Source organism: Virgibacillus oceani (assembly GCF_041521345.1).
In the GTDB taxonomy this organism is placed as follows: domain Bacteria; phylum Bacillota; class Bacilli; order Bacillales; family Amphibacillaceae; genus Virgibacillus_N; species Virgibacillus_N oceani_A.
On sequence record NZ_JBGOHB010000050.1, the window covers coordinates 1 to 24,373 of the forward strand.

Below are 24,373 nucleotides of genomic sequence, written 5' to 3' on the forward strand. Positions count from 1 at the left end.
TGAACTTTTTGATTATGTTCACTGGTTTAATCATATTCGAATTCATGGATCACTAGATTACTTAACACCTACCGAATACAAGTTAATGAACCTTTAATTATTTGTACAGTTTAGTGTTGACATACCATCCTGCTTCTCACTATCGTTCAATGAGTTCCACCCCTCTTCGTCTCCATACGCAAGGCACAAAAATCTCATTGTCACAACTCCTTTCTTTTCTTTAATTCATCTTATTCATGCGTAATGCCGCAATCACTGGGTCTCTCCTCTCCCTTCACCAACTCGTCGAAAGACTCCGTCAGAAATCTATATCCACAGGCACAAGCCATCGTCGTTCGCTGTAAGCTTACCTTGTGTCTGATGGCTTCTTTTTCCTTTATTCTATGAGTTGCAACCCACTTATCTCAAGACACGACTTTTAGTATTCATGTATTATTTTAACTTTTTTCATATTAGTTCACCGCTTTATTAATGTTTTCTTAAGTCTATCATGAACCATGGCTATCGACTTCTTCTCGATTGCTAAAAACATTTCCTTAAACTCTCAAACTAAACCCTAGATTTTGTTACTAATTATGAAAGAATTCCCTGTAATTCAGAAAAGTTAAGTGTGCTCAAGGTGACGGAAGTGACCAACAATACGAACGCTTGCATAGATTCACTGAACGGATTCCATACTCTTTATTCAACATCCGAATTAATTGACGAATATCTTTAATTCCCATTGGGTCTAAACCATTTGTCGGATGTGAGCTGTATACTTTCTTCATTAAAGTTTGCAGAAAAAGTATCCTAATCAAGTGTAAGCGCTTTTATATTGAATTAAATTTGAAACGTGATCACCTGAAACAGGAAGATACTTTGTTGATCTTCGAATAGCAGCATGAACCCTTGCTGTTAATTCAATAATGGAAAATGGTTTACTTATATAATCATCTGCACCAAAACCGAGACCTAACGTTTTATCAGCGTCACTTTCTTTTGCTGAAATAATAAGTACCGGAACAAAGCTTGTCTCTCTAATCCTCTTCAAAAACTCCATGCCATTAACCTTTGGAAGCATTAAATCAAGCAATACGAGGTCAATGGCTTTATTTTCAAAAAGCTGGAATGCCTTCTATCCGTCAAAAGCAGTGAACACGATGAAATTCTCCTGTTCTAAATGACTAGTAACGAGTTCACTTATTTTCTTGTCATCTTCTACAATTCAATATTTTTTTGCATAATCAAACGTTGTGATTATAACTCTATTATATACTGTGAAAAAGATGGTGCAACACTTGCTCGCTCGATACCTTACCAAGACATTATATTTAATAATAGACCTATCATTCAATAACTTTAAAACTTTAAGAAATTGCTTTAATTATTTTTATCATAGCATTGAAAGCTGCACTATGCCCAAAACCGCTGCTTTGATTGATCGTACCTGTAAAGTATACATCTCTCTCGGGATTGTAAAAGGCAAAGGCACCAGTCTGACCCCAAAAGCCTAATATTTCCTTGATCGGCTTGTACGGTGAAAGGAATCGCGGCACCCATAGGTTTTCCAAGCCGATACCATAATAGAATTGTCCAGGAAAATAGATCCTATTCCATTGTTTGAGTTCTTCCACTTCCTCTTTTGGGAAAAAATAGCCATTGAAAAAAGCTTTTAAAAATATCATCATTTCATTAGCGGTTGACACGATACCTCCTTCCGGTGCAATAGAGGACATATATAGCGGGAGATTTACGGTATTAGATTTATAGTATAAGGACACTGGCTTGGTATCATTTACATCTTCATAAACATATGTTTTTGATAGACCCAGCTCATCAAATATGAACGTTTGAAATACTTCTCTCATATTCAATCCGGTAATGTTCTCAATGATTTTTCCCAAAAGTTGATAGTTTGTATCCGAATAATTGACTTTCCCTCTTTGGCCCGGTTTAAATTTTGGTTTTTGTTTTTTAATTAAAACCAGTGTTTTTTCAAGTGGCCAATCTTCATCTTTGCCATTGAATAGCTGTGAAGCCACCGTTTTACCATTGGACTCTTTACAGGCAAAATAATCAGGTATGCCCGATGTATTGGAGATTAAATGTTTAATGGTAATATCATGGGAATAATCAACCCCATTTAGAACGTGAATGCCACGCATAATATCTTCAGACAAATAGTCTGCAATAAGATCTTCCAATTGCAGCTGATTTTCCGCTCTTAACTTCAGAACAACAGCTGTAACATATAATTTCGTGACACTGGCGATAAAGTATTGATCATCTTCTTCAATATTACCCGCTGCACCGGTCCAGGAGAAAGCATTATCCCCTTGTTCTACACACAGCACAGCCCCGAAATTGTTTCTTTTTCTTATCATTTGTCCGGCAGTATGATTGAGAAAAGATTCGTCCATTTTTTTGATCATCATGAAACCTCCTGTTTGGCACAATTGATTTGATTACTGATGAATACAGTTCTGTCATTTCGTTTTATTCCTTTTTCTTTCGCAGACGAGTAGCAGTCACAACATCTTCAGCAACACTATCTAACATCTCTTTCATTTCTTCTATATCCAATATCTCAGAAAGCCCATTGGCCACCATGACAGATAGCCCAGTTTGAAAAGCTCTCATTTTAAATAAAATGATCTTCAGTTCCTCATCCGTGAAACCTTCAAGCTCCGGGTCCTTTTTCATTTGGACCAGAAGTTCATCGCCCATTTCTTGGTCATAATCCAGTAAATAATCGTTTTGTTTCATCACAAAATCTCTGAACAGCATAGGGTGCTTCTTGGCAAACTGAAGACTGGCAAAGCCTATATCGCCGAATGGGCTTCCGGTATTTTGTTCGTTTAACATACGCTGACTTACAGCAACGACCTTTTTAACCACTGCGCGTTTCAGTTCTTCAACATCCTTAAAATTAACGTATATAGGGGCAATCGAACTTCCCAATTGATCGGCGACTTTTCTTATAGTCATGCTATCGATTCCTTCTGTATCAGCAATGTGAAAAGCAGCATCAACAATTTGTTCCTTGGAAAATTTATTCTTGGGTGGCATGACAGTCTCTCCTTCTATGAAAATATTTTTTGCATTCATACAGTTTGATATATATCATTTGTTATGTATCAATAATTATACATCATGATTAGAATTTGTAAAGCTTTTTTTGATCAGTAAAGAAATTTATTTTACAGCTATACGGAAAAATTAATGGAAGCAGAAAAAGTTCAAGCCCCAGGGGATGTGGCTTGAATTAAAAAGCTTCCAGCCTGTCAAATTTTTGACAAACCGGAAGCAGAAGAATTTTAAGGTATTTTTATTTCATAGCCTTCCATATAGTCCAACGATCTTTTTCTACGATAGCTTCTTCATGACTAAACTTCCTGTCAATATAAGATATCAGTTCCTGTAATTCTGCATCACTGAGCTCGAAAAGAATAGAACGACCTTTCCTGGTTTCAATTTCATGGAGCAAGTCAGCTTTTGAATTGTATTTTCTTCTTGTTTCCCAAAATTTAATTGCTTTAACATTTTTAAATCCGACTCTTTCCAGTTGTTTTCTTACTTCGTGGCTTGAAAATCGTCTCCTCTGTTCTATTTCTTTAAGATTCGGAAATAATTCAAAAATAAATCCTCTAATATGTCTTTTATCACCTTCTAAGAAACAATCACTTGGTGTCCTGTCTTGAATAATTATGACCCCATTTTCATGTAGTACTCTGTAAGCTTCCATCAAGCAAGCTTGTAAATCTTCCAAATGATGAATGAGCGCCCTTTCCAACACCAGATTATGGGAGTTGTCGGGTAAACCTATGTTATATGCATTCCCTATTTTAAAGTGTACCTGTCCATCATATTTCTCTAAGTTTTTCTTTGCTCCTTTTATCATTGAAGCTGAAAAGTCTACACCAGTTACAAAAGGCACCCCCATATCTAATAGTGCTTTGGAATAAATTCCGCCGCCAATTCCAATGTCTGCAGCCTTATTAATGGCTATTTCTTCTGTCAGACTTTTCATGATATCTTTCCAATCTTCATCTGCACTTCTTGAGTTATAGCTGTTTTCATTGCGCTCATCGTGAAAATCAATTGGCATGAGCTCACCCCATATAATCTAAACTTTCTTCTCACTTTATTGTACGCATTGTAATCCAATAAATAAAATATAGATTTTTAATTAAACTTGATAAATTATTGTTATATATAATCAATCGAATTTGACCATTGTTTTCAGAATTGCAGCAGTGGATTATTTTCATCAATTAAAAAAGCAACCAAATCCTAACATAGGATAAGGCTGTTACTATCATCTCGTATGAACAAACTCACTTTCACATCTTTCTAGTAACTAGAACAAAATCTCTGAAACCATCTGATTTTCACGCCAACAAGGTAAATTATTCGCATGCCTGAATCACAAAGAGGGGATGTTGCAGAAGAACTTCACGGTTCTGGAAAAATAAACTAAAATAATGTCCCATATACACCTGATTGAGAGGATTATTCCTTCTTAAAAAATCCCCTTTGGAGATAACACATCCAAAGGGGTAAAATTTCGCTAGTTCTTTATATCCACTGCGACTTTTTTATTTAATTACACCTTCAATAAACTGTTTAACAACTCTGCGCCATTCATAAGGCGTATCTAAATGCGTATCATACCACGCCTTGAAACGCAGACATGTTGCCCTTTGGGAATAACTTCAGCCATCATTCCATAGCGCACCTGTTCAAAAAATACAAGGACATTCGAATTCAAATAACTTCCCTATTAATCTCGCTGACTTTCTCCGTAACCTTTTGGTGCTGGAATATTGTCTTCAGCAGATCGACTGACCGATTCCCACTCTTTCCATATTTCCATTCGTCTTTTTGTACTTTCTATTGCTGCATCATAAACAGCACTTCCAAATATCAATCTTAACGGCGGATTTTTACTATTAACAAGCTTTATTAACGCTTCTGCAGCCACTTTAGGATGACTATCATTCGATTCAAAATTTTGCTTTGCTAATGCTTCACGTAAAGAATTGTACTCCTCTTTTTGCTTAGTATGACCCATTTTGAGGTACAAGTTCGTCCAATAGCCCCCAGGCTCAACAATAGAAACATGAACACCAAAATGTGCAGCTTCTTGTGCCAGCGATTCGCTAAACCCTTCTAAAGCAAATTTTCTTGCACTATAAATTCCAGTCATCGGGCCTGTAATTAACCCTCCAATGCTGGATATTTGTATAATGTGACCTGATTCTTGTGATCTCAATTGTGGCATTACTGCCTGACTCACCCATAGGGCGCCGTAAAAGTTTGTTTCGATTTGACGCCTGATTTCATATTCATTAAACTCTTCAATCATTCCCATTACCATATTTCCAGCACTGTTAATGACAATATCAAGTGTTCCAAAATGAGTAATTGCTTTATCTACTACTTTAAAAACAGAATCTCTATCCGTAACATCCAGTTTCAATGAAAGGAAAGATTCTTTATATGATGGTTAAAATCATTTAGTGTTTCAGGATTTCTGGCAACACCAACTACTTTATCTCCTGAATCTAAAGCTTTTTTTGTAAATTCATATCCCAGTCCGCTGCTCGCACCCGTTATAAACCATACTTTTGGCTTTTTAATAGTGTTTGTCAAAATATACTTCCTCCTTTTAAATTGTATTCATTAGCGATTTTTACAAAGAAGAACAATGACTCCTAAATGATCAAAGAAAAAGAGGAGATTTTATAAAAATGCATAAAAAAAGAAAGGCAGATAAAATCCACCTTTCCCTTCTTATAAATTGCCGTAAAGAGATATATTGGATAAACTTATCCCGTTTAACTCTGATACTTTCAGAGCCACTGAACTATTCATTTAGCAGTTCAATGAACGGGTAATTACCAACATCCTATATCCCTCCTTAATTTATTATAAACAGTATAGTATAAAGGAACTTATCTTAAATTGCTTTTTAAGTATATCTAGTTCTTCTCAAAAACGTACATTGGAATTACTGTTTCATACCCAAGTTTCTTATATAAATGGAGTCCCATTTCACTTGAACCTAATATATTTCTTGTTACCCCGTGATCTTGACAGCTATCCAGCATGAAGGAGCATAGAGATGCCGCTAACCCAAGACCCCGATAGTTTTCATCCGTGTGGATTCGATCCAGGCAGGAGCTTCCCTCTACTGTAGAAATCAGCCCTGTACAAACGGGTTTATTATCAGCTTGAATAAAATAATAGTGAATATTGGGATCATCGATTCGATCTGGGTCAAACTTTTCAAATCCAAGATAATTATTTATCTCCTCTGATTGTTTCTTCGTATTCACTTTCTCTACAACATGATTCTCATATTGCCCCATATTTTTTATTGGGCATACCTTCATTAAATACTCATTTGCACGTAAGTTATAACCCAAATTTTCCATGTTTTTAACAACTTTCTCGGTATGTGCAAAAAGTGTTACCCAATGAGGTCCATCAATGTTATTAAATTCTAATGGCAAAGTATTTTCTTTATAATAATGAAAATATTCAAGTTCACGCCCATAGACAGAAGCTCCAAATTTCACTTTTTTTACAAGTCCTTTTGTATTTATTTCTGTATCCGGCAGCTTTCTGCAATACCCCCACCCTTTAATAAATCCGATTATATCATTTTCGATTTCTGCCTCATTTCGTACCAACACAAAGACCGTCTCCTTTATTGTTCGAACTTATAAATATGTGGCACAACCGCCAATAACGCCACTTTCGTTCAATTTGAACTTCATACGATACTACTTTTTTATTAGAGTTGTTGACAACAATACCCACAAGATAAAGAAAGGCTGAATAAGTATTACTCGTATCCAATGATAATATGGCACATACTGTTCTACACCACCAGGAATATCTCCCGCATTTATTGCATTGTATATATTCGCCGGCCATATTAAAATGAAATATACCATAAGGATTTTACCAGTCATTTTATATGTCTTGTCGAACAATAATAATATGCCAAATAATAATTCTAAAATACCCGTGATATAAACAATGGGAAGCGTAAATGGAAATGCCGGAGGGATCATTTCCATTAAGTTTTCTGGTATAAAAAAATGGCTAAACCCTATAAATACAAGCATTGCACTCATGGAAATGCGACCTATTTTTTGATATGAAACAGGCACTTTTAATTGTTTTAAAACACACAATACCAAAAAACATAATAATAAAACCAATGTTGCCATATTCTTACCCACCTTGTGTTGAATACTTATTGGCACATACCTATTTATTCTTGTTCAAGTAATCTTTTATGAACCCTGATAAAACATCCGTTTTGGTATTTCCTGAAATCATACTTCTCACTCGAAGCCCATAAGTAAGCATTGTAAACAATTCTGCTGTGGAATCAGCATTTATGCCCTTTGAAATCACATAATTTTCTTGTCCCTCTTTAATCCAAGTCTTAGACATACCGTATGATTGTTCATATAATTGCTGAAGAACCTCAGCGACTTCAGAATCATGAATCTGACTTAATAAATAAAAGAAAATTTGATTCGAAACTTCATCAGGGTCACTGAGCGAAGGAATATTAGCCAGAATTTCTTCTAAAGGACCGTCCAGTTTCGGGTTATTATAATCAACCTCTGAAAAAAATCGCGAATTTATTTCTCTGTTTCTTTCTAACAAAACTAACGCGAGAAGCTGATTCTTATTTTTAACGTGATGATAAATCGCACCTTTGGATAAATTCGTTCGTTCCATTATGCGCTTAAAAGTTAATTTGCTGCAGCCATTTTCCATAATAAGTTCTCTCGTTGCAGATATGAGAAATGTCTTCGTTTGCTCACCCTTGTTTATCATTCGAATCACCTTTTATATAGTTTTTATTTTTTCATTATACAGACCGACCGGCGGTTTGTAAAGGGGTATTTAAATCATTCATAAGTTTCTTGTGGGTCTTTTTGTTTAAAATGGCAAACAGGCACGCTTTTATTCCATTAACGCACCTGATTCATAAAGAAAAACATGACCGGATTATGGTTATTTAAGTATTAATTTTTTAATGTTTATGCTCGAGACTAACGTTAGATAATAAAACTTCTCGCATATTTTACGAACTTAAAAATTTATCAATTTTCATGAGTACTGCTTCCAAATTATCTATAAGTACAGCGTGACCTGCTGACAAGATTGAATAAGTGACGTCAATCCCAGTACCCTTCATGTCATTAATGATTTCGAGTGTCATTTGTTCTGTTGTGATGACATCATTTTTTCCCCATAATACGAGTACTGGTGCAATAATTCGTCTTATGTCCCCAGATCCATTTCCAGCACCATTTGAGACTGTACTTATATTAAATTTGTTTGCTGCATATGCAACGTCCATTATATTTCGTTGATCCATTGCACTTTCTAAATATTTTTCATATCGTTCTTCATCCGGTTTGTTCCTTATTTGTATTATCATATGCTTGATAAAAACGAGCCATTTGATGAAGAGTTATACAAAACAGATCCCGAACCAAAGCCAAATAAAACTTACGCACCTCGGATCACAGAGGTTATGGCAATTCGTTACATGGAAACCTTAGGTTACCAAATACCCGATAAACGTATAAACACTTAGTACTGTTATTTTATTTTACATTTTTTACTAATTAGACCTATTCGTAGGTTTATTTGTTATGCACTTTTTTAACTTGGGTAGTAATTTAGCGTTCTTTCAAACTATTTTAAACGGGGGCGTTTCTATTGTTAGATTTGCCTCTAGTAAAAACCCTCCAAGATGTATAGCTACCTGTTAAAAGATAAGCCGTGAGTAAAAGAATAACTAAAATCCCATCAACAATCGCGATATAGATAGCATCTTCGACATTTGGTATAAGGACGATAGCAGATATGGCCATTGCAAGCTTATGAAAGATAGCAATTTCCCAAATGCCAACATATTGTTCAGGTTTTAAAGCTAATAATGCGAAAATACCTGAAAAAACGATAAAACCAAACAATCTCCATAGTTCAACAATTAGTTGTTCACTTGAGCTGGATGAAATATTTTCAAAACCTGTGAAAAAAGCTATCAATGCACTAACAGCCCCAACAATCATCAACCAGCGTGCAATCTTATTCTTGATCAGAAACCCTCCTTTAAAAAATATAGACTCTCGGTATTTACCGAGCCAGATGGGGCAAGGGATTACTCACCTCATTACTTTCATTTCCCTCCTACTTTTGGTAGGAGAATTTCATTTCCACAATTTATTTAACTGGGCCAATTAGTCCAGTACCAATGCCATAGTCTATTAAAGACTTTGATTTACTATTTTGTAATTCTAGTCTTACTTCCTTGACTATAACATTGGCTAATTTAACTCATTCTTCTGTATCATATTTTTTTGCCATCTGTTCAAAAACATTGTTTTCCATATTCTGCTCCTTTAGTATAAGTATATTTCAGTTAGCTATCTATACCCCCGAAATTTTTCTTCGAAGGCGCACAATTTCACCGATGAGCAGCGGCACGGCGAAAAATACCCCGAATACAGTTCCAAATGCAACCCAGGCAAGCATTGTAACGCCTGCATCCTCCAGCAACACTAAACGCTCGTATAACCAAAACAATGATATTGCGATGCTTGCAGCCGCCATACCAACTGCCCACTTACGGGAGTGACCACTGGCAATTATCGTGTAAAGCATTAGCATAGCCGGGAGAAACAAACCCAATTCATATTCACGCAGCATGAATACGCAGTAGGACGAGGTTGCTACAACTAAAGCAAGAATAGGATGCGTATGCCGCCAATAAAGCGAACAGCAACCTATCACAACTGCAGCAAATGCCACCCAATCTGTGCCTCGTGTCACAGACCAATTGTCTACCGGATTCAGAGGTTCTCCTGTTAAACTAGCGTATGTCGCCATCAATTCAACCCCAAGCACCACAATTGTTAATACAATATTGATAATAAGTGTGCGTTGAGATGTTGAAACGTTGGTACTTTCAGACCTTTTACTCTCCATTTTATTCCCTCCTTAAAATGTACCTGTGTAATCATTTTAAATACCAACCCCTGTGTGGGTACACACTCACTAAAGGGAAATAAACACTTGACAATGAGTGCACGCTCACTCATAATGGAAGTGTAAAGAATAAATTATTTATTGTCAAGAGATAGAAAGGGCAGGGATAAATATTGGAACTACGTGAAAGAATTATTCAAGCAGCAGAACAAGTCATTCAAACAAAAGGACTTTCACGAACGACAACGAAGGAAATTGCCCGGGCAGCAGAGTGTTCTGAAGGGTCACTTTATAATAATTTTGAAAGTAAGGAAGACGTATTTCTTCACGTCTTGAGAGGTCAATTAAGAAATTTAATGAGTATTTTAACCGGGCTCCCAAAACGAAAAGGAACTAGAACAGTACGAGAAAATTTGGAAGAAGTAGCCATCACTGCCCTTGAAGATTATTACTACTCCATGCCGTTAATGGCATCCATTTTTTCAGAACCTACATTATTAATACGTCATAGAGACGGATTCATCAAACGCAATGAAGGACCACACCGAGCTAATGAAGCAGTTGAATCTTACCTGTATGAAGAACAAACGCTTGGCAGAATCGAAGAGCGTCTTAATCCAAGAGCTGCAGCAGATATGATATTAGGGAGCTGCTTTCAATATGCATTTCAAATGAGATTTTTGGATAAAGAATTGTCAAGACAATCAAAAGTCAAAGTCGTTAATAATATCTTAGATACCTTATTTCAAGGGTTTGATGTCGACTAAGGTAACCGGATAATATAGGTTTGGAAGCGGTGTCTAAACTGCTGTCTCTTACACTGTTATGAGTGGGCACACACTCATATATTTGATAGCAGGTTTGTTATATTTAAATCATATTTTTTAGGAGGGATACGTTGAAAGTTCAAACGTTCAGTTATCATACTCAATCAGTACCCGGATTCCACTATTTTCTTGTGCCGCTTTGCTTTGTTACTTTACTTGCTTCTGTTGCCAATGGAGTAGTCTCGATAATACGGGGTGAGACAATCATTGTCCCTGTATTATTAATCTCTCTTGCATTGATTGCAACAATAACAGTTTTTTTCCTCAGATCCTTTGTCTGTAAAGTACAGGATCGGGTTATACGAACAGAAGAAAACTTCCGTTATTTCGTTCTAACCGGAAAATTGCTCGAATCCCGTTTAACAATAGGGCAAATTATTGCCTTACGTTTTGCACCGGATGATGAATTCCCAGATTTATGTGAAAAAGCTTTCCAAAAAAATATGTCACCTGATGATATTAAACGATCCATACAAAAATGGAAAGCAGACAACTATCGTGTATAACTATGACTTTTACCCTACTCAATAAGGAGGAATGAATCAATGAACACTTTGAAAACTATGCAACTTTGTCGAATTAGTTTCGGTATTGCAGCCTGGATTTTTGCCATTTGCATTATTGCCCAAGTTTTATTAACGGGGCTTGCATTATTCATCAACCCTGTTAATTGGATCTATCATGTGAATTTTGCTAGATTTTTCTTTATTCTTCCCCTTCTTATGGCAATTCTGGCCTACTTTGCCCAATTACAGAAAAAGATTATTTGGCAGAGTATCGGTTTATTCGGAATGGTCATCGCCTTATTCTTTACTGCTGCAATATCAGCAAGATTTGCTATCATTGGCGTTTTACATCCTGTAATTGCTCTCGTCTTATTTTGGGGTTGCATAAAATTGCTTCCTCCATATAAGCCAAATAGTGAAATAAATAAATTTTCTAGCTGAGAAGCCATGAGTTGCCAGGATTCATTAATGTACCAAAACTGGCAGAGTCAATTAACGCCAATGTTAAAAAGCTAGAAATTAATGTTATAAGTCATACTGGAATAGTTCTCCTCTTTTTTAAACTTTATTTTTTTGTTGATAGAAGTTGCCGAAGCTATTTATGTAACTTATTGGACAGATGACTCTTTCGAAGGTATTGACCCATTAATTTTCTTCTTGTGATTTTAATTATTTAATCACTTTACTTTTCACAAAGAAAAGATACTGTTGTTGAATAAAGAACCATTTTTGGCCAAGTCCCTTGAACCCCGTGGGAGTCACGTAACACAAAATTATTTTCATTAATCACAGGGCTAAAGTATCTCACATTATAAGGAGGTATGGATTGAATCAACATCTTGGTTTAATGGAGATGAGGCCAAATGCACAGAATGCCCACTCCAAGCAACTTGTGATAAACAGTTTGGTTTCTCCTTTGAAGAGAACCCGTTCTTTTATGGGCCAGTGACACAAGGGTCATCTGTTCAAGATAATATCCTTCGTTTTCGCAAGCAAGTAGAACTAGCCTTTGCCCATGAATCCAATCAGTTAGATTCCGTCTTGCGCCATAAAAAGGTTCCTGTGAAAACGACCGAAAAGGTACAATCCTTTTTCATTATGAGAGATACGTTTCGACTCATTCAACGTATTATCAAACATGTTCGCAAAACGATATTACCCAAGGATCATGTTGAGAAAATAAAGGAATTACAGACACAGCAGGTTGAACAATTTTCATTACCTGTTTAATTCCATCTAAATCGAACAGTTTTTAAAAAGTCTGTTTATAACCGAGGGGGGAAGTCTGCCCTTTTTTTAGTTTAATTAATTTGAACATTAAATTAATTTTTTGATCTTTAGTTTTTTAACTTTATGTCTAGATATGAGGTAGCTATATAGACATATGAGACTCAAATTTTAATAAAAATGGGTACTTTTTGAACACGCTCTTATACATAATCAATCGAATTTAACCATTGTTTTCAGAGTTACAGCAGTGAATTATTTTCATAAATTAAAAAAGCAACCAAATCCCAAAAAAGGATAAGGTTGCTACTATCTTCTCGTATGACAAACTCGCTTTCACATCTTTCTAGTAACTAGGGAGAAATCTCTAAAACTCTCTTATTTTCACAGCCAACAAGGTAGATTATTCACCTTTTCTAAGTTTTACCAATTTCATTCAAAATCTGCATTTCTCTTATTCTGTAAGAGATTTAGCTCCAAGATAATGATCTTGCCAGTAATCAGTGCTGATGTCTGCTGCACTTACACCATCACTACCCGCATGAATCATTTGATTATCCCCAATATATATGCCGCTATGGGACGCGCCTTCTGTTTCATAAGTACCTTCAAAAAATACGACATCCCCAATGCTAGGAGAATCTACATGGACACCATCATTCACCCACATTTCACTATGGGTACGTGAAACGTCAATACCTACTTGATCAAACACATAATTAATCAGCCCACTGCTGTCCATTCCGTCTGTGGTTGTTCCACCCCATACATAAGGTGTTCCTACGACACTTTCTGCAGCAGCAACGATATCAGATTGAATATCAGATTCTTCTCCAGCCTCTGTTATCGTTAAATTACCTTCAGAAGAATCACTTGTTGTTAATGCCAAGGCAGCAGAAGTGTTTGGACCTACTATACCATCGACTTGTAAATTTTGGTCTGCTTGATAATCTCTCACCGCTTGTTCCGTTATTGGACCAAAGATACCGTCAATGGTGTATGTATAATAACCTTGACCCTGTAGTTCCTGCTGAATATCCTCAACTTCTGTACTTACATCTCCAAGCTGAGTGAGTGTCGTGTCTAATGAGGCTTCCCCTTGATCCTGTACATTAGAAAGATTACTCTCACTAATGGATATATCTCCTTCTGAACCACCATCTCCAGCATTGGCAGATACACTCTCACTAAAAATAGGAGTAAGTGCCAAAGAAGTTACAAATGCTGTAGAAAGAACATACTTTCTCACTCGTTGATTGGACTGCGCCAACGTAATTCCTCCTTTAATCTGTCTTTATTGGTTAGTTAAAAACTGAAATATAATCCTGATTCTTTCGACATATTTCGACAGGGTTTTTAACTATTTCTAATGTATCATATGAAAATATCAATGAGATAACATAGCAATTAAAAGAGAACAACAGATTATTTCACAGATTACACTTCATTTAAGTTCATTAATGAAAATATCTCCACAGAGTACTAGCGTCTGGTATAACCAAACGTCAGGTCCAATATCTTCGTACGGATATTTAGAAAACCTGGCTTATCTCACTTATCCCGCTAATAAATTCTATACTCTCTCAGCTGCCAAAAAAAAGCCTTATCATAGACAAGACCTTTTCATGGACTATTGGAAGTTATGTTCATATTTCCTTATCACCATTGCATTATTAAACCTTACTATACGTCCATTTCCTCCATAAAGCTTCCATTGGTCCTTGCCTGAATTTCTTTAAATACAATGTGCTTAATATAAGCTGGAATATATACACACCTATGGAGAGCAGCAGTCCGGCTCCACTGCTGAATTGGCCATATAAACCAAGCCCATATCCATGGAAAATAAAAACCAGGATAAGCGTCTGCATTAAATAATTAGTCAGTGCCATCCTCCCGACATTTGCAAATGGCTTCATTATTTTTTTCTGTATTTCTTTACGAGTTAAAAGTATAATGGCTGACAGATAGAAAAGCATCAATATTGGTCCTGTAAGCGTACGCAGGCCAAACCCAACCCCATAAGCGATATAAGAAGGAATTGGTGTTAAATTGTGCATTAACATCGTTGTGGCAACAGATGTTAACAGCCCTGCCCACAAACTATGCAGACAGATCCTCTTCCAGCGCCCCAAATGTGCTTCTGCATGATGAAACATACCCGTTTTACCCATGTATAAGCCCAGCAAAAACAATGGTAAAATAGTTGGTATGCTGAAGATATTAGATATAATATTAATCATCGAATCTGTGAAACGAAAACCAACAATCTCCCAATATCCTCCCTCAGCCATCATCGATGTTGTCACTTCATTCAACGCTTTTATTTCTCCAATTGGCGGAAAACCGAGTGTTCCTTTAAGTGTGATCATACCGACAACAATACTTGCAACTACATGCATACTAATTGACCAGATTAATATGGTTTTCGGGTGTCTGGAGATAAAAAACAACAAGAAAAAGCCCGTTAAGCCATATGTAAGTAAGATATCTCCATGCCAAAAGAATATAATATGAATGGCACCGATGATAATCAAAAAAACAAGTCTGCGTGAAAATACTCGATTAGCATGTAAACCTTTCTGCTGCAGACGATTATATAAAATATAAAATCCAAGACCAAAAAGCAATGAAAACATAGGATAAAATTTACCTTCTACCAAAAAAGAAACAAATAATGTTGCGAATTGGTTGAATCCCCCTTCTGGCAGTTCATGCCCCTCCAAGAATATGAGTATATCTTTTTGCGCAAGAGATTTGAAATACATCATATTAGCGAGTACAATCCCAAAGACAGCAACACCGCGAATAATATCAAGTGATTGAATCCGTTCATTTGATGAAACTTCTCGATTATTCAAGTGTTTATCCCCCCATAACAACTTTCTAAATATACAATGCAAGGCTAATTGCCTTTCATCTTTTGCTTCGAATATTCCATTTAAAATACGCTTTGTATGACCCCACTGAAAACAGCCAGAAAGCCGATACTAATACATGTAACACCAACTATCTTCTTTATTTTATCATGCGTGTTTTTACTTTTTATAATCAGATAGAATCCTATGATAACGAGTAATATGCCACAGATAATACTAAATAAATAAAGAATTGGTGCAACATTTTCCAAGCTGCTGTCTATATAACCTGCTACGCTGTTTTCCACCCCTACAAAACCTCCAATCTATCAACTTTATTCATTAATAAAATGGTCATCACTGCACCGGACAGAAGTGCAATCATCATAAAAATCAATAGGAGCATTTCATTGCCTAGTGCATTAAAAACAACATTACAGAAAAGGGAGCAAAGGATTACTCCAGCTATAATTGCAGCAGGGACTGATTTTGTGTGAAATCCAATCCCGGTTGCGATCACACTTAATGAGGCAGCAGATATAACCATGATCAGCGTCGTTTTTAAGGCATCTAAAATTAATGCAACTGAAAAAACATCGGCTGTAATAGGAACAAAAGATTCAGTTATGAAGAACGTTCCGAAAACAATAACGTTACAAATTATCATGGATAATGAAATAAACAAAGATACGATGAATATTTTAGAAATTAGTATTTTGTTATGCTTGACAGGATAAGAGAAAAGCAGTATTAATTGCTTTCCTTTTAAAGCTTCGATAATAAGCTGGGAGTATATAACACACGAAAAAATAGAAAATACTGTCATATTAACTAAACCATATAACAGAATTACATTGTCGTAACCTGCAAATATAAGCAGTTCCGGATCATTGGGTTCAATATGCGGAACATATGCAAATAAATAAATCAAGCCAATCATAGTCACTGTAATGATAACGTTGGCATACATATACGTACGCATATTATTTTTCTGCATTTCGAGCTTCATAAGATGAATCACTTTATTGCCTCCCCTTGCAATACATGAAAAAAATAATCTTCCAGCCCATCGGGGAATTTTTCTTTGATGGAGGCAAGATGCACTTCTTCCAAAATCATTCCATTAGATATGACACCAATCGTATCAGCAATTTGTTCAATTTCACTTAAAATATGACTGGAAATGAGAATAGTCATATCATGTTCCTTCACAAGCGCAGTAAATAAATGACGCATGACCCGAATGCCCATTGGATCCAAGCCATTTATCGGCTCATCCAGTATTAAAATTTTTGGTTCATGTGAAATTGCTCTCGCCACACCTAACCGCTGACGCATTCCCATGGAAAATTGGGATACAGGCTGACTTCCGGTATGTTCTAAACCAACCATATCTAAATACGATGAGACATTATTTGATTTTAAACCCATGTATGACAAATGAATTTGTATATTTTTAATTGCTGATAAATGTTCATAAAAAACAGGCGCCTCAATGATGCTCCCGATATTTTTTATAATGGTATTTCTTTCAGCAGCAATATCCCTGCCTAAAATCTCTATTTTCCCGCCGGTTGCATGAATACAGCCAGTCAATAGCTTGAAAAGCGTTGTTTTGCCGGCACCATTTGGACCCAATAAACCGTAAATGGCATTTTCATTTATAGATAAATTGCATGACCTGATAATTTCCCTTTGCCGCACTGCTTTGGTTACATTTTGCATTTGTATGATGGGAGAGCTACTCATTTTCCTCGTCCCCCCCAAAATACAAGTGATTAAGCAGGATTGCGGTTTCATTCAATACTTTGTCACTGACAATATCTGCTCCAAGTAATCTCATCACCTCTTGTACATACTTTAATCTTTTATATAGTTTCTCTTCATCAGCCTTGAAAATAGCCGGATCACACCAGACATTAATCAATAAAAAGAAAATCTCCGAAAGTTCCTCCGGGTAAATTGTAGTAATGGATCCATCCTCCAATCCCTTTTTCATCATATCTGCAAATACGGGTGCACTGCTATTGATGGAATCTTTCATGATGGAAAGAATAAAATCTGGACTCTTTATTTGTGAGTTGAAAACTTCGTTAAGAGCTTGTGCTTCCTGGTCTTCCAGATTTTTCTCCAAAATCGCAGTTAATTTTTCTCTTTCAGATGGCGCATCAATGGTATCGATCCACTTATTTGAATTTTCTTTTACACTATTTGCTTTATTTTCCCTGACAGCGTCAATAATTTCTTCTTTCGATGCAAAATGATAATAGATACCGCCTTTCGATATACCAAGCGTATTTGCAATATCCATCATGCTTGTTTTTTCAAAGCCTTTTTCCTTAAATAGTTGTACCGCAGCCGCAATAATATCTTCCTTCGTCTGCTTGGCATTATATTTTCTGCCCATATTTCATTCTCTCCTTAAAAAAACCGAACGGTCGGATTTATTTTAAGATAACTGATTATAATACGATTGTCAAGAGAATTTTGAGAAAATATTTTGAAAAGGAAATTCCCTTTTCAGCAAAATATATAGTAATGCACTTGAATTTCTGGAGTTAAACAAACACCAATAATGCAGAGTCGGAGCTTACTTATTCCATTCGGGCACAAGACCCAGCCGAGGAACTTTTCCGACCTCCACCTTGTGGATACGCAGGACGAAGGAATGTATGGATCAACATCCCGTGATACATGGGATGTTGAGATGTTAAATCCGTGCCACGCTTCGGTCCTTGCTTCTAGTGCAGAGCTTACAAGGCGACATTGTCCAGAAGTGGAGCAGGCGGACCTAAATCCTTTTTCTACCGGCGGGTATTTATTGCTCTAATTCTTCTTGGGCGGCTTCTGGAACCTCCTCCCAAGAAACTTCATCATAAGATGTAACTTCATTTCCTTGTTTCACATACAATTTCAAGTACGCATCCTGTCTTAATTCTTTTTGTGCAGAAAATTCTACTTTTACTGTGCTGCCATTTTCACGATACGCAGGAAGTTCATACCAATAGCTTGTCATAATTTCTCCCGAATCAAGCTGATGCTCATTTGTGTAAGAAGGATCTCCAACCTGCACATAAACATTTTCTTTTCCTAAGCGATTAAAATCAACCGTGGCCAATATCACTACTGCAGCCACCAATAGAATAGAAATTATACCAATTGTTATACCAATTATTTTTTTCATTTAATTTCCCTCCTGAATTGTATACAAAATTGTCTTATGAAACCCTCGTATGGTAATAAAATAATAACTAATATAAATTAATACATACGCCGACATCCAAATTATGATTGGTGCTAATAGGTCCATTTGAAATAAATTAGTAAATGCAATCAAAGCAACTGTACCATGCAGTAATCCAAGTAAGAGCGGTGCTATAAATATTAATCCAACTTGGTGACGAATGGTACGCTTTATCTCTTTTTTTGATACACCAATCTTATATAGTATGGAATACTTATCTTTATCATCTTCAGCCTCTGTCATCATTTTAAAGAATATAATACTGCCAGTGGCAACAAGAAAGACAAGACCTAAGAAACTACCAACAAATAACATGATTCCTGTTCCCTCTAAAGAATCTTGATAATCTTGTACAGCACTGGAAAAGTCTACTGTTGATGACTTCGCTTCTAACACCTGGGACAAGTCTAAGTGCTCTTTATAATTTTCTAATTGCACAGCTTGATAAGTCGATTCTTCTGCATTCAAATCATTGTATGCTTCCTCATGAGCAACAATTACCGCACCAGGCACCGTAGAAATATTGAAGATAGATTTTCCATAAATTTGTACAACTTCATGATCTACATGATTAAAGGAAACTTCCTTTACATTTTCCGTCCATTCTTCATCATAAAACGGTTCTATCATGGCAACTTCGTCCTCGGTTATGTTTAAGGAATTAATATCCCATTCAAGCGCTTCCGCCAACTTCTCAAATGCAGAATGGTCAATAACTGTATACTCTTTCTCCATTTGTTCACTGTTAATACGAATACTCTTCGTATCTACACGAATCGATTCTTTTACAACAGAAGCATCGATATCTTCTGCTTGCCCTTCCCACATAAATGAGAATGGTGTATATTGTTCTACGTTTTTCTCCGTATTATAATATATTCCAAACACTGCACCGCCTGCTGTAATCGTTGTTGCACTTAACGTAGCTATAATAGTTAATGTCTTTGCATTTCCACGAATTCGATATAACAGTTGGGAAGCAGACATTAAATTGAGACCTTTCCATGCCCAAAACTTCCTTTTTTTCAACATATGAAGTACGTAAACCAGCACACTGTTAAATAGGAGATACGTACCTAATACGGTTAAGGCAATAATGACGATTGGCATTGCTACGCCTAAAATCTTCCACGCTTCTGAAGTTAAATCTTGTAATGCTAACCAATAAGCTGTCACCAATGAAGCCAACCCTAGCATTACTGAAACTAGCCTGGCTTTTGGCAATTCTTCTCCTTTTTTCGATGCATGAAATAAATCAATCAGCTTAAATCGATAAATAACCCTATAACCTTGCAACGACGTAACAAGGAATATAATCAAGAATACGATAATTGTCTCAACAACAGCATTGGATGAGAATGCAATACCAACGTCGATATTCAATTCCATTAACTTCAGAAGAAGAGATAGTAGTAATTGAGATAGGAAGAAACCTAGTACTACTCCCACGATTAAAGAAATTAACCCTATTACCATATTTTCAAAGAACAATAAAAAGCCTATTATTTTTTTTCGTACACCCATTAATGAATATAATGCTACTTCCTTCTTTCGCTTCCTCATAAAAAAGGAATTTGAATACAGAATAAAGATGGCAACAAAAATGATAAGCACAAAGGCGGAAGCACTCATTATACCACTAATTTGTTTTGATTTTTCTGCCAACTCACTTATATCACCACTATGTTTTAAAGTTGCAAACGTAAAAAATATAATGATGGAAAAAATGGTTGAGCCAATATAAAGTCCATAACTTTTCATATTTCGACGGATATTCTTCAGTGCTAAATTAAACAATGTCATGCCCGTCACCACCTAGTTGTGCCAGTTCATCTAAAATCATTTGGTAAAACTCTTTTCGTGAGTGTGTACCACGAATCATTTCTCTAGATAAACGCCCATCACTGATAAATAGTATTCTTCTGCAAAAGCTTGCTGCAAATGCATCATGAGTCACCATCATTATGGTTGTTTCCTGATCTTCATTTAATGAGCTCAAGGCCTTTAATAAATCCGTTGCTGACTTGGAATCAAGTGCCCCAGTAGGCTCATCTGCAAAAATCAATTTTGGATTAGAAACGAGAGCCCGGCAAGATGCAGTCCGTTGTTTCTGTCCACCAGAAATTTGATAGGGGTATTTATCGAGTATTGCTTCAATCCCGAATGCTTTTGCCATTGATTCTACTTTTACATCAATCTCTTTTGCAGGAAGTTTTGCAATTGCAAGTGGTAATACGATATTCTCACGTACCGTTAAAGAATCTAGTAAGTTGTAATCTTGAAATATAAATCCGAGATGGTCCCTGCGAAAATCAGCAAGCTGATTCCCTTTCATTTTTGCAATATTATCATTTTCTATATAAATATCACCTATAGAAGGGGTATCAATTGTCGCTAATACATGAAGTAATGTTGACTTTCCAGCACCGGATGGCCCCATGATTCCAACAAATTCACCATGATCTATCGTAAAGGAAATGTCCTCCAGTGCTTTAAACGTATTCGCTCCTTTTCCAAAGACTTTCTCAACATTTTTGACCAGTAATAAAGATTCCATTATTCCTTCACCTCTTTCGTATGTTGTCTTTACTATATCCCTCCACCCTTAAACTACAATCACATTTACCTTACAAAATCCTTAAATACGTTTTTTCTAGCAAACTTCTGTTAAGATAGAATAAATTAGATGATAATAACAAGTATGAAGAGGTGAGGTGATAAACATGAAAAGACCACGCATTCTCATTGTTGACGATGAACAAGACTTATGCCAATTAATGAAAATAAGCTTAACAAAGGAAGGATTTTCTGAAATCGAAATGGCAGGCACCATAGAAGAAGGATGGAAAGGATTTCAAGCTTTCGAACCAAACCTAGTAATATTAGATGTTATGCTTCCTGATGGAGAAGGTTATGATTTGTGTAAAAGAATAAGAGAAGTTTCACGTATCCCTATTCTCTTCTTGTCTGCTAAATCCGATGAAGTGGATAAAATATTAGGACTGGCAATCGGTGGAGACGATTATATTACGAAACCTTTTAGTCCAAAAGAGATGGCCTATCGCGTGAAGGCACAACTTAGGCGTGCGGGTATATATACAATAGAGGCAACTACAAAGACAACTGCAGCTATGGCGTCCAGCGTCGGTCCTTTTGAACTCAATTCAGATGAAACTGAAGTAAAAAAGGACGGTCATTTACTTGAGTTAACCGCCAAAGAAGTTGGATTATTGGCAATATTTATGCGGAATCCGAACCAAATCCTCAGCAAAGAAACCTTATTTCTAAATGTATGGGGGGAGGATTTCTATGGTGCTGATAATACATTAATGGTGCACATTCGCAGGCTTCGGGAAAAAATTGAAGACAATCCGTCTGATCCTTCCTATATAGTAACGGTGAAGGGACTAGGTTATCGATTCGTGCCAAATAATGAGAAATGAGTTATGGATTTGTAGTTATTTTGCATAAATATAGACTTTCCTTTTTTAGCAGATAAGAAAGTATAAAATACTTTCTTACTGCATAAGTGCAACTAAGGTTGTCCCCTAAAGGCTTGGTGACAACCAAGTTTTCTAAGAATAGGTGATAGAAAATGAAATGGAAACTAACTGCTCGTTATTTAATATCCATTTTAAGCATCGTATTTATTGTAACAATTGTAAACACTATAATCTTTTTTGGACTGCTTATTTATCAAGCCTCCCAGAATACAGATGATACAGAAAATAGTTCTGGTGAAAATTTCACTCGCACATTCAGCCAATACCTAACATTAGAGGATAATCAACCTTATGTGACAGAAGAAGGAGAGACTGCCTTAGAAGGATTTGGTGCCTGGCTGCAAATCTTAGATGACAATGGAAATGTGATTTCGTCATATCAAACTCCAGATCATGTCGCGACAAGTTACACCCCCATTGATCTTATACACAAATATAAGTATATGGATGATGAATTACATACGTACTTTATAGGCGATTATGAAGGATATAGTTACTTAATTGGTGTGCCAAATTCTAATGAAAAACGTGAAGTATTTATGCTTAATCCAGCCACAATCATAATGTATGCCTCACGGTTTTTTGGATTCATTATCATCGTAGATTTAATTATTGTGGCAGTCATTGGCTTCTTGTTTAGTACTATTTTAACAAAACCCGTAAATCGCATTATTGAACGTATTAATGAACTAAAGGAACGACAATTTCACACAAAAAAACCAAAACGCCCAGGCATATACAAACGTGTATTTGCAGATCTAAATATTGTTTCGACGACATTGCAAGAACACGAAAAGGAACGTATTAAATTAGAAAAAATGCGAAACGATTGGATTAGTAATGTCTCGCATGACATCAAAACGCCACTCGCTTCCATTCGTGGTTACGCTGAACTCTTACGTAACGATAATGTCTCATCAAATGAACGCTTAGAGTATGCAGAGGTAATCGAACGACAATCCCTTTATATGAAGGAGTTAGTAGATGACTTCAATCTAACAATGCGACTTCGAAACCAAGAAATGCCACTTCAACGACAGGAGACAAATATGGAAGGCTTTGTTCGAGAAATGGTCATTGATTTACTAAATGATCCTCAATTTGGCTCGTCACAAATTCATTTCTATAGTGAAAATAGCGAACTAAGCTGGAAAATAGACCAGCATTTAATGAAACGCGCTTTGCTCAACTTTATGTATAATGCATTAATTCATAATGATGAAAATGTAGAAGTTTTTGTAAATGTTACAGAAGACGCTATTATCATACAAGACAATGGAAAAGGTATTTCCCCTGAAGACCAAGATCAAGTTTTTGACCGCTATTATCGTGGTACAAATACTGGACATATACAAGGAACCGGCCTTGGAATGGCAATTGCTCGGGATATTATATTAGCTCATGGAGGGGAAGTTAAGCTTACGGGCCAAGTTGGAAAAGGGACAAATATCAAGATATCGTTTAACGTCTTTCAAAGCAATATTTGTCATGATGTAATTCCAAAATCTTTCGATAATGAATCAAACAAAAAACCTCCTATATAAAAGTTTCACACCACCGTAGGTGTGCCTTCTAATTATAAGAGGTTTTAAGTGGTAAACAGTTTGGCAATTGGTGGTAAATTTTCATTGGCAGTAATCACCGTGATTACTGCCAATGAAATGTACCAACAGTGACATCTTTTTTACCACTTAATGACAGGAAGTGTACCAATGAATGACAGACTGTTTTACCGTTTCATACCTTCTGGATGATCTAAGTCAAAAACCCGTGGTTTTTGGAATCTGGAATGCTATATTTATTGTACAAATCTGATTGATTTTCAATAAGAACAGCCTTCCGCAATCGGGCCAGATTGTTGAATAAAGTTAATTTAGATCATGATAAGATTGTATTTAATTAACTACTTAAAGGGAGTGATTAAATTGGATAATAGTGGATATAGCAAGCGACATATTGAATGGATGGAAAACTTGGAGATAAGCTCCTGGGATGTCAAAATGTATCGCATTACAAAGCAAAAAAGTGCAATAACAACGTAAGCGTCAAATAAAACACACATAGAACCAGAAAGTCATCCATGCGATAATCTTCTTAGAAATGAATTCAGGAGGTTATGCGATGACTCTAAAAGACAAAAGAATAGAATGGGAAGCGCGGTATGATGCTTGGAAAGATAGCGGGCAAAGTGTAG

At 36.1% G+C, this 24,373-nt stretch carries 26 protein-coding genes and 1 pseudogene; 7 read left to right on the forward strand and 20 right to left on the reverse strand.

Annotation, left to right across the window (positions count from 1 at the left end; translation table 11 throughout):
• A partial coding sequence (locus ACDX78_RS22160; RefSeq protein ID WP_486030920.1) for an IS3 family transposase occupies positions 1–97 on the forward strand: 97 nt, incomplete at its 5' end.
• A gap of 699 nt (positions 98–796) precedes the next feature.
• Here ACDX78_RS22160 and ACDX78_RS22165 read toward each other — a convergent pair.
• The 11 genes and pseudogenes from ACDX78_RS22165 to ACDX78_RS22215 form a co-directional block, all read right to left on the reverse strand.
• Positions 797–1,063 carry a response regulator transcription factor gene (locus ACDX78_RS22165; protein ID WP_486030875.1) on the reverse strand — a complete coding sequence of 89 codons (267 nt, stop codon included), beginning with the start codon at positions 1,061–1,063 and terminating at the stop codon, positions 797–799.
• A 286-nt stretch (positions 1,064–1,349) separates the two neighbouring features.
• Entirely contained in the window at positions 1,350–2,414 is a 1,065-nt protein-coding gene (locus ACDX78_RS22170; protein WP_486030877.1) for a serine hydrolase domain-containing protein, read from the reverse strand.
• 64 nt (positions 2,415–2,478) lie between these two features.
• Positions 2,479–3,051 carry a TetR/AcrR family transcriptional regulator gene (locus ACDX78_RS22175; RefSeq protein ID WP_486030879.1) on the reverse strand — a complete coding sequence of 191 codons (573 nt, stop codon included), beginning with the start codon at positions 3,049–3,051 and terminating at the stop codon, positions 2,479–2,481.
• A 259-nt stretch (positions 3,052–3,310) separates the two neighbouring features.
• A complete protein-coding gene (locus tag ACDX78_RS22180; protein WP_486030880.1) occupies positions 3,311–4,090 on the reverse strand; it encodes a class I SAM-dependent methyltransferase in 780 nt (259 codons plus the stop codon).
• Positions 4,091–4,765: 675 nt separating this feature from the next.
• Positions 4,766–5,637, reverse strand: a pseudogene (locus ACDX78_RS22185) (SDR family oxidoreductase).
• Between the two features lie 329 nt (positions 5,638–5,966).
• The gene (locus tag ACDX78_RS22190) at positions 5,967–6,683 is read right to left on the reverse strand and encodes a GNAT family N-acetyltransferase (protein ID WP_486030882.1); all 717 of its coding nucleotides are present in this window, start codon (positions 6,681–6,683) and stop codon (positions 5,967–5,969) included.
• A gap of 90 nt (positions 6,684–6,773) precedes the next feature.
• Positions 6,774–7,226: a DoxX family protein gene (locus tag ACDX78_RS22195; RefSeq protein ID WP_164214359.1), complete on the reverse strand. Its 453-nt coding sequence runs from the start codon at positions 7,224–7,226 to the stop codon at positions 6,774–6,776.
• Positions 7,227–7,266: 40 nt separating this feature from the next.
• Positions 7,267–7,848 carry a TetR/AcrR family transcriptional regulator gene (locus ACDX78_RS22200; RefSeq protein ID WP_486030884.1) on the reverse strand — a complete coding sequence of 194 codons (582 nt, stop codon included), beginning with the start codon at positions 7,846–7,848 and terminating at the stop codon, positions 7,267–7,269.
• A 250-nt stretch (positions 7,849–8,098) separates the two neighbouring features.
• Entirely contained in the window at positions 8,099–8,458 is a 360-nt protein-coding gene (locus ACDX78_RS22205; RefSeq protein WP_486030886.1) for an alpha/beta fold hydrolase, read from the reverse strand.
• Between the two features lie 265 nt (positions 8,459–8,723).
• The gene (locus tag ACDX78_RS22210) at positions 8,724–9,098 is read right to left on the reverse strand and encodes a hypothetical protein (protein WP_486030888.1); all 375 of its coding nucleotides are present in this window, start codon (positions 9,096–9,098) and stop codon (positions 8,724–8,726) included.
• A 358-nt stretch (positions 9,099–9,456) separates the two neighbouring features.
• Positions 9,457–10,014 carry a hypothetical protein gene (locus ACDX78_RS22215; RefSeq protein WP_486030890.1) on the reverse strand — a complete coding sequence of 186 codons (558 nt, stop codon included), beginning with the start codon at positions 10,012–10,014 and terminating at the stop codon, positions 9,457–9,459.
• 173 nt (positions 10,015–10,187) lie between these two features.
• Here ACDX78_RS22215 and ACDX78_RS22220 point away from each other — a divergent pair, with 173 nt between their 5' ends.
• The 4 genes from ACDX78_RS22220 to ACDX78_RS22235 all read left to right on the forward strand — a co-directional run bounded on the left by ACDX78_RS22220 (position 10,188) and on the right by ACDX78_RS22235 (position 12,577).
• Complete coding sequence (locus ACDX78_RS22220; protein WP_486030892.1) at positions 10,188–10,781, forward strand: TetR/AcrR family transcriptional regulator; 594 nt, start codon at positions 10,188–10,190, stop codon at positions 10,779–10,781.
• 131 nt (positions 10,782–10,912) lie between these two features.
• On the forward strand, positions 10,913–11,347 hold the full coding sequence (locus ACDX78_RS22225) for a DUF6526 family protein (protein ID WP_486030894.1): 435 nt from the start codon (positions 10,913–10,915) through the stop codon (positions 11,345–11,347).
• Between the two features lie 39 nt (positions 11,348–11,386).
• A complete protein-coding gene (locus ACDX78_RS22230) occupies positions 11,387–11,788 on the forward strand; it encodes a DUF6220 domain-containing protein (protein ID WP_486030896.1) in 402 nt (133 codons plus the stop codon).
• A 504-nt stretch (positions 11,789–12,292) separates the two neighbouring features.
• Positions 12,293–12,577 carry a hypothetical protein gene (locus tag ACDX78_RS22235; RefSeq protein ID WP_486030897.1) on the forward strand — a complete coding sequence of 95 codons (285 nt, stop codon included), beginning with the start codon at positions 12,293–12,295 and terminating at the stop codon, positions 12,575–12,577.
• A 451-nt stretch (positions 12,578–13,028) separates the two neighbouring features.
• Here the strand turns inward: ACDX78_RS22235 and ACDX78_RS22240 are convergent, their stop codons facing one another.
• The 9 genes from ACDX78_RS22240 to ACDX78_RS22280 all read right to left on the reverse strand — a co-directional run bounded on the left by ACDX78_RS22240 (position 13,029) and on the right by ACDX78_RS22280 (position 21,233).
• Complete coding sequence (locus ACDX78_RS22240; RefSeq protein ID WP_486030899.1) at positions 13,029–13,844, reverse strand: C40 family peptidase; 816 nt, start codon at positions 13,842–13,844, stop codon at positions 13,029–13,031.
• A gap of 403 nt (positions 13,845–14,247) precedes the next feature.
• Positions 14,248–15,435, reverse strand: a complete 1,188-nt coding sequence (locus tag ACDX78_RS22245) for a DUF418 domain-containing protein (protein WP_486030901.1) — start codon at positions 15,433–15,435, stop codon at positions 14,248–14,250.
• Positions 15,436–15,515: 80 nt separating this feature from the next.
• Positions 15,516–15,740: a hypothetical protein gene (locus tag ACDX78_RS22250; RefSeq protein ID WP_486030903.1), complete on the reverse strand. Its 225-nt coding sequence runs from the start codon at positions 15,738–15,740 to the stop codon at positions 15,516–15,518.
• A 2-nt stretch (positions 15,741–15,742) separates the two neighbouring features.
• On the reverse strand, positions 15,743–16,453 hold the full coding sequence (locus tag ACDX78_RS22255; protein ID WP_486030905.1) for a hypothetical protein: 711 nt from the start codon (positions 16,451–16,453) through the stop codon (positions 15,743–15,745).
• Positions 16,450–17,181, reverse strand: coding sequence for an ABC transporter ATP-binding protein (locus ACDX78_RS22260; RefSeq protein ID WP_486030906.1), 732 nt, complete (start codon positions 17,179–17,181; stop codon positions 16,450–16,452). Before ACDX78_RS22260 ends, ACDX78_RS22255 begins: the two co-directional genes overlap by 4 nt.
• On the reverse strand, positions 17,174–17,839 hold the full coding sequence (locus ACDX78_RS22265; RefSeq protein ID WP_486030908.1) for a TetR/AcrR family transcriptional regulator: 666 nt from the start codon (positions 17,837–17,839) through the stop codon (positions 17,174–17,176). The genes ACDX78_RS22260 and ACDX78_RS22265 overlap by 8 nt, the downstream gene beginning before the upstream one ends.
• 411 nt (positions 17,840–18,250) lie before the next feature.
• The gene (locus ACDX78_RS22270) at positions 18,251–18,616 is read right to left on the reverse strand and encodes a YxeA family protein (RefSeq protein ID WP_486030910.1); all 366 of its coding nucleotides are present in this window, start codon (positions 18,614–18,616) and stop codon (positions 18,251–18,253) included.
• The gene (locus tag ACDX78_RS22275; RefSeq protein ID WP_486030912.1) at positions 18,617–20,479 is read right to left on the reverse strand and encodes an FtsX-like permease family protein; all 1,863 of its coding nucleotides are present in this window, start codon (positions 20,477–20,479) and stop codon (positions 18,617–18,619) included.
• The gene (locus tag ACDX78_RS22280) at positions 20,466–21,233 is read right to left on the reverse strand and encodes an ABC transporter ATP-binding protein (protein ID WP_486030914.1); all 768 of its coding nucleotides are present in this window, start codon (positions 21,231–21,233) and stop codon (positions 20,466–20,468) included. Before ACDX78_RS22280 ends, ACDX78_RS22275 begins: the two co-directional genes overlap by 14 nt.
• A 166-nt stretch (positions 21,234–21,399) precedes the next feature.
• Between ACDX78_RS22280 and ACDX78_RS22285 the strand changes: the two genes are divergently transcribed.
• Both ACDX78_RS22285 and ACDX78_RS22290 read left to right on the forward strand, forming a co-directional pair.
• Positions 21,400–22,119 (forward strand): response regulator transcription factor, encoded by a 720-nt coding sequence (locus tag ACDX78_RS22285; protein ID WP_486030916.1) that lies wholly within the window; start codon positions 21,400–21,402, stop codon positions 22,117–22,119.
• Positions 22,120–22,271: 152 nt separating this feature from the next.
• The gene (locus tag ACDX78_RS22290) at positions 22,272–23,723 is read left to right on the forward strand and encodes a sensor histidine kinase (protein WP_486030918.1); all 1,452 of its coding nucleotides are present in this window, start codon (positions 22,272–22,274) and stop codon (positions 23,721–23,723) included.
• Positions 23,724–24,373 lie beyond the last annotated feature (650 nt).